The 11321-nt window shown below is 42.9% G+C and carries 19 protein-coding genes and 1 pseudogene; 9 read left to right on the top strand and 11 right to left on the bottom strand.

Going from position 1 to position 11321, the window contains the following annotated elements; genetic code table 11:
* Positions 1–87: 87 nt before the first annotated feature.
* The 3 genes and pseudogenes from QUA00_RS29055 to QUA00_RS29045 form a co-directional block, all read right to left on the bottom strand.
* Positions 88–531, bottom strand: a complete 444-nt coding sequence (locus QUA00_RS29055) for a hypothetical protein (protein WP_333391854.1) — start codon at positions 529–531, stop codon at positions 88–90.
* The gene (locus QUA00_RS29050; protein WP_333412011.1) at positions 512–988 is read right to left on the bottom strand and encodes a type II toxin-antitoxin system antitoxin SocA domain-containing protein; all 477 of its coding nucleotides are present in this window, start codon (positions 986–988) and stop codon (positions 512–514) included. The genes QUA00_RS29055 and QUA00_RS29050 overlap by 20 nt, the downstream gene beginning before the upstream one ends.
* 276 nt (positions 989–1264) lie before the next feature.
* Positions 1265–1411, bottom strand: a pseudogene (locus tag QUA00_RS29045) (ATPase); the annotation flags it as partial.
* Positions 1412–1472: 61 nt separating this feature from the next.
* Here QUA00_RS29045 and QUA00_RS29040 point away from each other — a divergent pair.
* Together QUA00_RS29040 and QUA00_RS29035 are read left to right on the top strand one after the other, a co-directional pair.
* Positions 1473–1853 carry a hypothetical protein gene (locus QUA00_RS29040; RefSeq protein WP_333412010.1) on the top strand — a complete coding sequence of 127 codons (381 nt, stop codon included), beginning with the start codon at positions 1473–1475 and terminating at the stop codon, positions 1851–1853.
* Positions 1850–2176, top strand: a complete 327-nt coding sequence (locus QUA00_RS29035; RefSeq protein ID WP_333231175.1) for a hypothetical protein — start codon at positions 1850–1852, stop codon at positions 2174–2176. Before QUA00_RS29040 ends, QUA00_RS29035 begins: the two co-directional genes overlap by 4 nt.
* 5 nt (positions 2177–2181) lie before the next feature.
* Here QUA00_RS29035 and QUA00_RS29030 read toward each other — a convergent pair whose 3' ends face one another.
* Positions 2182–3588, bottom strand: a complete 1407-nt coding sequence (locus tag QUA00_RS29030) for an NB-ARC domain-containing protein (RefSeq protein WP_333412009.1) — start codon at positions 3586–3588, stop codon at positions 2182–2184.
* A gap of 210 nt (positions 3589–3798) precedes the next feature.
* Between QUA00_RS29030 and QUA00_RS29025 the strand changes: the two genes are divergently transcribed.
* Both QUA00_RS29025 and QUA00_RS29020 read left to right on the top strand, forming a co-directional pair.
* Positions 3799–4239 carry an RDD family protein gene (locus tag QUA00_RS29025; RefSeq protein WP_333412008.1) on the top strand — a complete coding sequence of 147 codons (441 nt, stop codon included), beginning with the start codon at positions 3799–3801 and terminating at the stop codon, positions 4237–4239.
* Positions 4240–4365: 126 nt separating this feature from the next.
* Positions 4366–4602: a hypothetical protein gene (locus QUA00_RS29020; protein ID WP_333412007.1), complete on the top strand. Its 237-nt coding sequence runs from the start codon at positions 4366–4368 to the stop codon at positions 4600–4602.
* A 55-nt stretch (positions 4603–4657) separates the two neighbouring features.
* Here the strand turns inward: QUA00_RS29020 and QUA00_RS29015 are convergent, their stop codons facing one another.
* The 5 genes from QUA00_RS29015 to QUA00_RS28995 form a co-directional block, all read right to left on the bottom strand.
* Positions 4658–5032 (bottom strand): type II toxin-antitoxin system VapC family toxin, encoded by a 375-nt coding sequence (locus QUA00_RS29015; RefSeq protein ID WP_333309889.1) that lies wholly within the window; start codon positions 5030–5032, stop codon positions 4658–4660.
* Positions 5032–5304: a hypothetical protein gene (locus tag QUA00_RS29010; protein ID WP_333412006.1), complete on the bottom strand. Its 273-nt coding sequence runs from the start codon at positions 5302–5304 to the stop codon at positions 5032–5034. The genes QUA00_RS29015 and QUA00_RS29010 overlap by 1 nt, the downstream gene beginning before the upstream one ends.
* A 62-nt stretch (positions 5305–5366) precedes the next feature.
* Positions 5367–5489, bottom strand: coding sequence for a hypothetical protein (locus QUA00_RS29005; protein ID WP_333412005.1), 123 nt, complete (start codon positions 5487–5489; stop codon positions 5367–5369).
* 18 nt (positions 5490–5507) lie between these two features.
* Positions 5508–5876: a hypothetical protein gene (locus QUA00_RS29000; RefSeq protein WP_333412004.1), complete on the bottom strand. Its 369-nt coding sequence runs from the start codon at positions 5874–5876 to the stop codon at positions 5508–5510.
* A gap of 42 nt (positions 5877–5918) precedes the next feature.
* Positions 5919–6431: a papain fold toxin domain-containing protein gene (locus tag QUA00_RS28995; protein ID WP_333309900.1), complete on the bottom strand. Its 513-nt coding sequence runs from the start codon at positions 6429–6431 to the stop codon at positions 5919–5921.
* A 104-nt stretch (positions 6432–6535) separates the two neighbouring features.
* Between QUA00_RS28995 and QUA00_RS28990 the strand changes: the two genes are divergently transcribed.
* The 5 genes from QUA00_RS28990 (at position 6536) to QUA00_RS28970 (ending at position 8333) form a co-directional block, all read left to right on the top strand.
* Positions 6536–6802: a hypothetical protein gene (locus tag QUA00_RS28990; RefSeq protein ID WP_333309903.1), complete on the top strand. Its 267-nt coding sequence runs from the start codon at positions 6536–6538 to the stop codon at positions 6800–6802.
* 122 nt (positions 6803–6924) lie between these two features.
* Complete coding sequence (locus QUA00_RS28985; protein WP_333309905.1) at positions 6925–7200, top strand: BrnT family toxin; 276 nt, start codon at positions 6925–6927, stop codon at positions 7198–7200.
* Positions 7184–7396, top strand: a complete 213-nt coding sequence (locus QUA00_RS28980) for a hypothetical protein (protein WP_106147613.1) — start codon at positions 7184–7186, stop codon at positions 7394–7396. The genes QUA00_RS28985 and QUA00_RS28980 overlap by 17 nt, the downstream gene beginning before the upstream one ends.
* Before the next feature lie 236 nt (positions 7397–7632).
* Entirely contained in the window at positions 7633–7875 is a 243-nt protein-coding gene (locus QUA00_RS28975) for a hypothetical protein (RefSeq protein ID WP_333309908.1), read from the top strand.
* Positions 7875–8333, top strand: coding sequence for a type II toxin-antitoxin system VapC family toxin (locus QUA00_RS28970; RefSeq protein ID WP_333309910.1), 459 nt, complete (start codon positions 7875–7877; stop codon positions 8331–8333). Before QUA00_RS28975 ends, QUA00_RS28970 begins: the two co-directional genes overlap by 1 nt.
* A 237-nt stretch (positions 8334–8570) precedes the next feature.
* Here the strand turns inward: QUA00_RS28970 and QUA00_RS28965 are convergent, their stop codons facing one another.
* Positions 8571–8864, bottom strand: coding sequence for a TIGR03792 family protein (locus QUA00_RS28965; RefSeq protein ID WP_333412003.1), 294 nt, complete (start codon positions 8862–8864; stop codon positions 8571–8573).
* A 26-nt stretch (positions 8865–8890) separates the two neighbouring features.
* Positions 8891–11101, bottom strand: coding sequence for a PAS domain S-box protein (locus QUA00_RS28960; RefSeq protein ID WP_333412002.1), 2211 nt, complete (start codon positions 11099–11101; stop codon positions 8891–8893).
* Positions 11102–11321: the final 220 nt, after the last annotated feature.

Here is an 11321-nt window from a genome sequence, read left to right as displayed (position 1 = left end):
TTCCTTCTTCCTTCTTCCTTCTTCCTTCTTCCTTCTTCCTTCTTCCTTCTTCCTTCTTCCTTCTTCCTTCTTCCTTCGGCTATAATTTCAACTGTAAAGATTGTGGTCTGGGTCTAGCCAGACAATATAAAAAACATTTTCACTAAAAAATCCATGCACTCTGCCGTATTCATTAGCAGATATTTGAAACTGGTAGGGGATATTGATTAGGATATCTTCATTGGGAATCCCAAAGCCATTAGGTTCAGTAGTATTTTTCCAAACTATGCCATGACAGCGCAGACTTTTACTTTGATTATTGATAATTTCTTGAGCGTTCAATTGTGACAAATCGCGCAGCCTTCTCAGTAAAGATGCTAGATACTTAGCATCTCTACCGCCTAGTGAAAACTTATCTTTATCATCCTGATAATACCTGAAAGAAAAACTAACTCCTTCCGGTATTTGTATTTTGACAACCTCTCTCGGTGCGGAAGATGGCTGACGACGAATATCTGTATCTTGTCTTTTTTTATGCTTCTTCGATGACACGGGTTTTGTAAAATTCTCGCATTGATTCCTTCGTAATAATAGCATGAGAAGGTTCATCTCTTGGCAACTCACCTCTAGCATTAATCCAAGGGTCTTCACGTCGCACCATCAATTCTAACTCATAAGCGTCCCGGAAGAAATAATCGTCAGCTAACTCGTCTAAAAACTCTTGTACTTCTTCGGGAAATTCGGGTTTTTCGACTTCTTTCAGAATTGGCTTCCAGTCAAATTGTTCTTTGTATTCATAAAATAAAGCCGGGATAGTTGGCCCGTGCACCCAAGCTTCAAAATCTTCATCAAAAAGCGGTGTATCCTCAAAGGCTAAATACCATGCTTGGGCGTAGTACAAGAGTTTTTGTAGCTTGTGGTTGCTGAGATAGGATCCTACATCATTCGCAAACCAGAGGTAGTAATCAGCGAGTTTGGAGGCTGTTGTGACTGTAGTTATTGTGGTCATATAACTCGACTCAATAAGTTTTGTATTCTATGATAGCACAGTCACCACTCTTTATGATGGGGCGGTTGAAACCGCTTCTTGTCAAACAAAGTCTGCCTCTGCAGACTAAGAAATAAAGGAGGTATTTAAGCCGGATTGGGTATAACTGAAATCTTACCCTCTGTCAAAAATTTGTAGGGGCGGGTTCACCAACAATAATTGCCTAAAACGAACAATCTCGTAAACCCGCCCCCACCCACGAAAAAGCCCCTTATTGATATTGGTGCGACATCTCCGTTACAACCCTTTGATATATTGCTTCAGTACAGGTGGCAAAGTGTAAAGACTTTCCTGTTTTTCGCTCGCACAGCGCCGCGATAGAGATTGCAAGGCGTTTAGCAAATCTGATGATGATATTTGTCCGTTTTGTAGCAATTTTGCCATAATGCCCAATAGGTTATGATATATTTGTTTGCAGTTCAGTTTTTCTCCGGTAAGGTTAAAGTTGATTTTTGATGAAGGTAGGCAATTAGAGATTGTGCAGGCAATTGAGCGGGTGAGAGACGGAATTCTCTGGAAACCTGGAAAAGCAATGTCTCATTTACTCAAAAGGATTAATTTAGGTCATTTAGGGCCGGATGCGACCATTGAAGAATATAATGGACTTATCAGTTTAATTGTCAGGGATGCTGATGCTAAAGTTTATGTGTATGTCTACGGAGAAACGTTTTATCCGACAGTTACCAGCAGTGTAAATAACACAATATGGCTGGTAATGATGGGCTTGGATGGAGTTTTAGAAACGGCTTTTCCTCCAAAGGAACCGGAAAGCTACCTGGCTAATTCAATGTTTATTTATGTAGGTTTAGTTAAGGATTTGTTATGAATACTTTGGTAAAAAACTATTGTGTAATGGTTGAATTTCCTGATGTGAGTGGGGCTGAACATTTAGAAATGTTGCAACTTAGAGATGAGTTGGCAAAAGTTGAATCTCAACTGAGTGAGGAAGAGAAAGGTTTATTAGCAAATGCCGATGGACGGTTAGTTGAACAAGCAAGGGAGTTTTATGAGGAGTTGTCGAGATTTGTGGATTTAATGCAGAAGCGCAAATTTGAGGAGATTACACCTCAGCGTTGGTGGTGGTATTTGGATGTTTTGGCATTGTTGCCGAATTTGAGGAAACAAGAGTTGACAAGCGGTGTTGTTTGAAATGTTTATTCACTGTCGATGTTTGTTAATTGCGATCGTCGAGTTTTGATATATTGCTTCAGTACAGGTGGCAAAGTGTAAAAACTTGCTTCTTTTTCGATCAAGCAGCGCCGCGATAGAGATTGCAATGCGTTTAGCAAATCGGATGATGATATTTGTCCGTTTTGTAGCAATTTGGCGACGTTGACTGGCTGGTTTTCTGTCGCCAACAATGACATGACTTGTTTTTCTAGTTCGGAAGTGCGATCGTACTGCTGCTGTAAAACATCTTTTAAATCTTCGGGTAACAATATGGTATCATCTATTAATAAGTCATTCGCGCCGATTCCCAACTCTTGAATCAAAGTCGCCACGCTTTTTAACCATAACGGATTGCCTTGGTAGCGGTGAATGAGTGCTTCGCAGTTATCGATTTCTGCTAATCCTTTATCTCTGAGAATTTCTCCGGCGGCTGCGGTGTCTAAGCCAGTGAGTTGTAAAGTACGAATGGGAGTATTTTCGCTGGTGAGTTGAGGAACTTCTTTCGGCGGTTCCCAACCGATTAGCAGAAAGCAACTTTGATGGGATAATTTTTCTATCTGTTTGAATAAAGAGCGATATTCTTCGTATTGTGGTTTATATTTTCCCGCCAATTCGCCGCTACAGAAAAGGTTGTGAATGTCATCTAAGACTATTAAACAGCGATGCTTTTGCAAATACTTAATCAGCGGTAAGCGTTTCTGGTTTGTTGGGGATGAATCTTGTTTTTCTGACTGGGAAAAAAGCTGTATTAGGTTAGATTGAAATTTATCGATGGTGGGGAATTCGTCTAGGGTGTACCAAACTGCGTACTCAAACTCGTGTTTGATTTGTTGTACGAGTTGTACTGCTAGGGATGTTTTGCCGATTCCGCTGATACCAGTGAGGGTGATGAGGTGGCAGTTTTGTTGTAGAATCCAGGTTGTGAGGGTTTGGAGTGAGGAAGTGCGATCGAAGAAATTACCCAACTCCGGCATCTCGCTTAAATCTTGATGCAAAGTTTTGGTTGGCTGTGGGTTAGCTGTTTCCTGACTTGGTGGGTGTGAGTTTGGGATATCTGGCGGGTGTCTACCTTCTCCACAGATGTTAATGCTACCAACTCCGACATAATCTTGTACGACATTGGAAAATAAGGAGACTTGCAACCTCTCCATTGCCGATCGAACATTCGTTTTATTAACATCTTCTCCCAACTCTTCTGAAAGTATCTGCCATAATTGCGATCCGACTTGCCGAACGCTACTTTCAGAACAGTCAAAATCTTTGGCTATGTGCTTGTATGTCTCGCGTTGTAGAGTTCCCCGCAGTACCGCTGCTTGTAAATCGTCAAGGTGTTGACCCGTTTTCTCGAAGACTATCCCATCAGCCAGCTTTAACATTTCTTTAAAATTCATCGCTTCAAGAAAATTGAAATAGTTTATGTATTATAGCTCACATTTTACTACTTTTTAATACATTTTTGTACAAAAATGTATTAAAATAGATTAAACACTGTAAAACCAGAGTAAAACTCTAGGCAAAATAGAACATTTTTTTATGAAAAATTTTATGATTTATAAGAACTCTAGGAGAACTATCAAATAGTAGATTTAAGGATTTTAGAAATGCGGTATGCGAACATTGGAAAGCGCTCCTTGGCTTTTTTCCTTGACTTGATTATCTGGTTGGTCTTAACCTCAATCATCTATGGATTAGTAGCAGTCTTTATTCCAGCTCTATTTCCAGCGCTATTTAAAGACATTACGACTACCTCTACAGGAGCTAGCGATCAACTATTTTGGTTGATATTTATTATTGTGGGTTGGCCTTACCACTCGATAAATCATAGTTCTCCTAGACAGGCAACACTCGGTAAAAGAGCTTTTGGAATTATTGTATCTGACCTAAATGAAAATCAAATTTCATTTGGCCGAGCAACCGGAAGGTATTTCTGTTTTGTGTTATTCACTGTATTAGTTTTAGTTGACTTTCTTTCAGTTCCTTTCACTGATAATAATCAGGCACTTCATGATTTGATTACTAGAACAGTAGTTATTGAAAAATAACGGTTTCCAAGGCGCTATTTCTTTTTTCAGACGATCTAGAGCCTAAAATGAAAGATCGATCGCCCTGACTATTTTTTCAACCCGGAGCGATCGCCCTTTCTTTCTTCTGATGAGGAATATCCTAAAATGAAAGACCGATCGCCCTTTGTTTTTTCAGATGACCGATCGCCTAAAATAAAAGAGCGATCGCATGAAACCAATGCAGCAATTATCTGTTGTCAATTGCATTACGGCTCCGTCTCTGGCATTTTTCCACCAACAGCTACCAACCCCACACCGCAGCGAGTTGCCGCTTCCGCCAAGCGATTATCAAGAGTTGCGATCGGCAATTCTAATCGTAGAGCTAAGCTGTTCGGCATTTAAAGGACTTGCGTAAGGTGCGTCAGCATCTAAGGTTTTCCGTTTCAGCGTAAGGGTTCTAGCTGACGCACCCTACTAGCCTCGTTACTGATTTAAATGCTCCACAGCTTAGCTCTAAATAAGCTGCATCATAAGCAGCTAAACCTTCTTGTCTTCCTAATACTATAGTTGACGATAGTGCATTGCTATCCGTGGCGTCATCAACTTGAATTAAAAGTGATTGTAACAAAGTAATAGCTATCTCAGATTGCTCGGTTGTCATGCGGTTGCGTCGCTCGGCAACCAGGAGAGTATTAGCAACTTCTAGCGACCAAATGCCTGGTACAAATGCTTCGCAATCTGGCATCATCGCGAGTATAGCATTGGCATAATCGTTCTCTTCATCGACTAAGCACCAACTAATGGCTACAGAACAATCCAATACAAACTGCATTAAAACCTTCGCCCTTCTTCAATCATGGAACGGATTGAGCTTTTATCCAAGGCAATTTCTTGCCGCAGTTGTACCATTCTCGCAATTGCTGCTTGAATTGATTTTTTAGTAGTCAGTTTTCCCCAAGCGTTATACTTCGGCTTAATTTCCTCTGAGGGTAGACTCTTTACAACTACTACCACTTCAACAGAAGTATCTTTAAACTCAGTGGGCATTTGGAGAAGCAATATGCCATCGCTTCCAATATGCGAGATCAGTTTCATTGTTTCCATGTCAGACTCCAGAAACTTTGAGCAATTCTAGTTTACCTCAAAACTCTTCACCAAAGCAAATACTAAACAGTGAAATGCTTGCACAGATATCGATCGCCCTTTCTTGTTTCTGATGAGCGATCGCCTAAAATAAAAGAGCGATCGCCCTTCACACCAAATACCAAACAGTACGATGATTCTACCAAGAGCGATCGTCCTTTCTATCAACTCCTGAAAACTTGCACTTTTTCCTCTATATCCAATCCCGCTTCGCCTAAAGCATCACCCGAAGAATGACGAGCGATAAACTCATCTAACAGCTCAAAAAACCGATCGAGTGCTTTGCTTTCATCCTCCGAATAAAACAGAATGACGTTAGCCCAAGATTGGCTAGTCTGCACGTTGAATCTTTTTCGTATCCACTCAGGAAACTGCATAAAATCGCTATCTTGTTTCGTTGGCTGTTCTCCTAAGTCATATTTAGCAATGCTGTAACCCGATAAAAAAGCCTGAAGACAAATAATTGAATGTCGTCCCAAGTACATTGAAGGAGCTTTCTTAATTTTCTCAATCAGCGTATATAAATCGTGCATTTTTAACCTCATTTTTTTGAAAATAACTGTAACTTTTGCTGCTCAAAATTCCTCTTCTATAATCTTAAAACTTCCCATACCCAGTTCCAGAGTAGGTGATGTTAAATTTTGTAGCCATTCCTGCCGAGTCACGCCACTACAATCTATATTATCAAACACAATTTCCTGTTCGTCGATTGTAATTGATATCCCTTGATGGTAGCCATTAGTAGCAATTTGCTGCTGTCGTCGTAAATCATAAATCACTGACCAAGGTAGGTCTTGCCTTTCTAAATCCAGTTTAATCTGCTTACCATTTAGGTTTCTGATTGTCAAGAACTCTTTGATAGCCTGACTGCATTCAACACATTGAAAGACCCCATAGCGACTGGCAATTTTAGCGATATCTTCTCGAATTTCATCTAAACTACTCGGATCTAAACTCAAAGTGTAAAGTTTACCTCCTATATTTAGGTACAAGTATATCTCAAAATCATTGCCATTGAGCGGGCAGATTGCGTAGCGTGCGATCGCGATCTTGCAAGGCTTGTCCAAGGGAGCGCGAGATCCCCTCACACCAAATACCCAACACTGCGATTATTCTAGCAAGAGCGATCGCCCATCAAAACTAATAGCGATCGCCGTTACAATCAAAGTATCAATCCTCGTGAGATGCCGCGATGACCATCAAAGAACTCCTCATCCAAGAAATCGATAGCACCCCTGACGAACTGCTTGCGGATCTTCTCAGTTTGGTACGATCGTTAAAATCCATTCCAAACCCCCAACTCAATACCTACGAACAACTGCTGGAGCGTATCGACTACCTCGAAGCTATCATCGGCATCCGCAAAGGACTCGAAAGCTTCGATCGAGGTGAAGGAATCCCAGCAGAGAGAGCTATGACAGCGCTACAGCAGCAGTTCAACATTCCTCAGAGTCTATGAGTTCCTAGAAGTCAGTCACATTGACATTTTTGATTTTCGCCATTTTGCCCTAAATAGTAAAATACAGAAGTAAGCTAGGCAATTGCCAACCTCCCACTTCTGCTTGAGAGTAGAATAGATATATGAAGTTTCAGTGGGACTCAAACAAAGCGATTAGTAATGCCAAAAAGCATGGTGTGTCTTTTGAAGAAGCTGTCACTGTCTTCGGAGATCCACTGGCTATTACAATTTCTGACCCTAACCACTCTGTAGGTGAGTTCCATCTTTTAACGATCGGTCAATCAAATTTACAGCGCCTTTTTGTTGTGTCCCATACAGAACGAGAAGGTGAAGTGCGTTTAATCAGCGCCCGTTTAGCCACCCGACAAGAGAGAAAAAGCTATGAGTCAGGAACCTGAAGTAACAATTAATGACGAGATGAGACCTGAATACGATTTTTCAGGTGGTGTCCGTGGCAAATACTATGAAGCCTATATGAAATCAAGTAATGTTGTGATTCTCGATCCAGACGTAGCAGAAATATTTCGAGACTCAGCTTCTGTCAATGAAGCGTTGCGATTGCTGGCAAAAATTGCCAAGTCTGTCACTGTCTAGGTAGCGTACACAGCACAACAAATCAGATCCGAAAGTTTCTAGGTTATCTGTGGTTGCATAGGTGGAAAGCAAGGGGTGGTGCGATCGCCCCTAACAGCAAATACCAAACAGTGCGATGATTGTATGAGTTCGATGCTTGAATTAAAAGAAAGATCGATCGCCCTTTGTTTTTTCAGATGAGCGATCGCCTAAAATGAAAGAGCGATCGCCATAAGTCAAGAACCCCGGCACACCCTATGACAATCAAAGAACAACTCCTCCAAGCAATCGAAGCTTTGCCCAGTACAAGACTTGCCGAAGCCCTCAGCTTCATGAAATCTCTCTCAACCAAACCTTCTATCACATCTGCTAAATCCTTCCTCGCTCACCTCAAGACAATCGGCACTTGGTCAGGCGACGACTTCCAAGAATGTCTAGAAGCCGTCCAAAACTCACGCGGCGAAACCGAATTTGACTACAGCCCCAATCCCTTTGAATAATGTTTCTCCTCGACACCAACCATTGTAGCTATGCCCTACTAGGGAACACTCAATTACTCGATCGCCTTGCCAACCTTGGGGATGAGTCAATCGCCACCTGCACCATCGTCAAGGGTGAACTGATTGACATGGCGGCGCGATCACAACAACGACAGGTAAATCTTGCCCTAGTTCAACGCTTCCTGCTTGGGCTATACATCTACCCCATCGACGAAACCACCGCCGAAATTTACGGCAATCTTAAAGCGGCAGTTTTCGATCGCTACGCCCCAAAAGACAAAGCCCAACGCCGTAGAACCAACATGACTCAATTGGGCATCGGCGAAAATGACCTGTGGATTGCCGCCGTTGCAATCCAGCATCAACTCACCCTAGTGACTGCAGATCGAGACTTCCAACGCATTCAGGCAGTTCAGCCATTTGAGTTGGAATCCTGGATCTTAACATCGCCAGAGTAAGGATGAAGGATCTCGCCCCATCAAAACAAACAGCGATCGCCCTTTCTTGTTTCTGATGACCGATCGCGTAAAATGAAAGTGCGATCGCCCCTAACACCAAATACCAAACAGTGCGATGATTCTACCAAGATCGATCGCCCTTCACACCAAATACCGAATCGATGTCTGCGGTAAAATCAAGGTAAAACGCATGATTAATCTTTCACAAATTAACACGAGCAACTGACTGCTGACTAACTAATGCAATAAATTGCGAACTTGATATTCGCGACTTTCGGCGATCGCAATTTGCAAATCGCCCATTTGGGCATCCAGCTCATCTATGGTGCTTTGCGACACCGACTTCCACTTCTCCCTAGTTTCCCAGCGAATCAAAATCACCACCTCATTTTCCACCGCATCCACCCAAATTTCTTTGCCCAAAAAACCGGGAATTTCTTTTAGTCCGGCCGTCCAAACTTCTTCATCTCGCAAAATAAACGCCTCCCACTTTTCGGGAGGTACTTGAAATTTTAGCCACTCGATTACCATATTATTTGCCTGTTATAAATCGCTCATTAATCGTTGCCGATCGCAATTTTAATGATCAACTCAGTTCCCTCTCCCGGACGCGAAACACAGTGCAACTTACCGCCGTGCTTTTCTACTACTAAATGCTGGGATATTGCTAGACCCAAACCAGTGCTTGTGTCTGGACATTTAGTGGTAAACAAAGGGTCAAAGATGCAGTCGAGGACTTCTTCAGTCATGCCCGGGCCGTTGTCACTAATGGCGATCGCAACTTCGTTTTCCCCTACCACGGAAGTCCGAATCCGAATTTCGGGATTGAATATTTCAGAACTCGACGGGGCTGAAGACAAGTAAGACTGATTTTGAATTTTACCATAATTTTCGGCATTTCTCCCCCCTTCTTCCAAAGCGTCGATCGCATTTGTCAACAAGTGCATGAACACTTGGTTTAAGTGCCCCGGATAGCAGTGAACTCGCGGCAAATCTCCGTACTCTTTAACTAGAGAAATCCCCGGCCGTCCCCCTTTAGCTTGCAGGCGATTTTGCAAGATCAGCAAAGTGCTGTCCAAACCTTCGTGGATATCTGCCGGCTTCATTTGGGCTTCGTCGGTACGCGAGAACAAACGGAGCGATCGCACGACATCCCTAATCCTTTCGGAACCGACTTTCATTGAATTTAGCAGTTTTGGCAAGTCTTTTTTGATGAAGTCTAAGTCTAATTCTTCAATCAAATCTTGAATTTCCGGCACGGGATGGGGATAATACTTTTGGTAAAGGTCGATCGTTCGCAGCAGTTCTTGAATGTAGCCCGTGGCGTGGCTGACATTGCCGGAAATAAAACTAACTGGATTGTTAATTTCGTGGGCTATTCCTGCTACTAACTGCCCCAGAGATGACATCTTTTCTGTTTGAATCAGTTGAGTTTGAGTTTGCTGCAAAATCAACAGCGTCTGCTCTAATTTAGCCGCTTGTTGTCGCAGGCGTTCTTCGGATTCTTGCAAAGCTAACAGAGACTGTTTGCTTTCTGTAATATCCAATCCCACAAATACTGCCGCCGTACTGTTCTGGTATTTTTGAGCCACTATTAGATAAGTTTTATTTTCTCCTCTGATGCTCGCTGTTACTTCTTGAGATGTCTTCTTTTTATGGCTGCCAAAGAAATCGTATACTAAATCGTTAAATTTAGGACTTGTATCTAAAAAACCTACTTTTTGACCGATAAATAGTTCGGACGGCATTTTATAAGCGCTAGCTAAATGTCGGTTTACTCCCAAGTAGCGCAAATCGGAACTTACCCAAGAAACTAATCCGGGCACGGCGTCTAAAACGGCTTGAAGTTGCTCTTTTGCCTGTACGAGCGCTGATTCTGCTGCGAGGCGAGCGGAAATGTCGCGGGCGATCGCGCAGCGGTATTCGCACCCGCCGTATTCTAAATAATTGACTTTAACTTCGACGGAAAAACTGGCGCCGTCTTTGGTTTTGTAACTGGTTTCAAAAGTGAGGTTGGTTTGCTGCTTGAGTTGATCCCAGTGTTCTCGCCAATCCGATGCTGGCAAATGCGAATCGATGTCGCTAACTCTCATGTTTAGCAGTTCCGATTCCGAGTAGCCGAAAAGATGGCAAGCGGCTTTGTTCGCGTAGCAAATTTGACCGTCGGAGGTACTAAAAAAGATTGTATCAGCAGCATTTTCGAGGGCAATTTGAGTTAGTTTTGGTATTGTTTCTAACTGCTTTCTTTTGACCTCGGACTGAAATTTATTATAGCAATTGGTTTGAGCGGGAGCCTCAGCTATCTTAGATGCAAACAAAATCAAACCGCCGATCGCACCTTCGCTATTTTTCCAAGGCTGAAATACCCATCTTACCGACTCGCTGACACAGCCGCTTGCGCTTTTTCCTGATACAGATGCGATCGATCGCCCTGCCACAAACTCACTGTATTCCAAAACTCCCGTCAAACAAGCCTGGGCATTTTGCTCCCAATATTCCGGGAGATTCGGGAACAGTTCCCAATGAGATCGGCCGATCGCCTCGCCGTCGCCCAACCCCCAATCTGTTTCCCAGCGACGAGAAACCGACAGATAGCGCATTTCACAATCTACCATTGCCACGGCCTCGGCGGAGCGCTCCACAAACCGCCGAAATCGCTCTTTACTCTCGGACACGGCTGCCTCTGCAGGTTGTTGGGCGATCGGGAAAGTCCCGTCAACGTACCTTCCCAGTCCCTGACTTTTTTGCTGAACTGGCTTAGTGTGCACGGTTTGGGATTTCCTCCATAGCTGTCAAGTTTGAAAAATTCTGTTTGAGACCAAAAATGCTATTTTCCCCTGATTTGCTCTCTCGGACGATACCCTTAGAGGGTATCACCCATCATTGATATCATTTTTGATGGGGATATGTCTATAGGCATTGCTATCTACTTAAGACCAAAGCTAGTGCCCGGTTGCTGTTTGAGGATTAGGCATAGATCGCGCTGGC

This window comes from Microcoleus sp. T2B6 (assembly GCF_036700475.1).
Classification (GTDB): Bacteria; Cyanobacteriota; Cyanobacteriia; order Cyanobacteriales; family Microcoleaceae; genus Microcoleus.
This window is presented reverse-complemented; position numbering and strand designations above follow the sequence as displayed.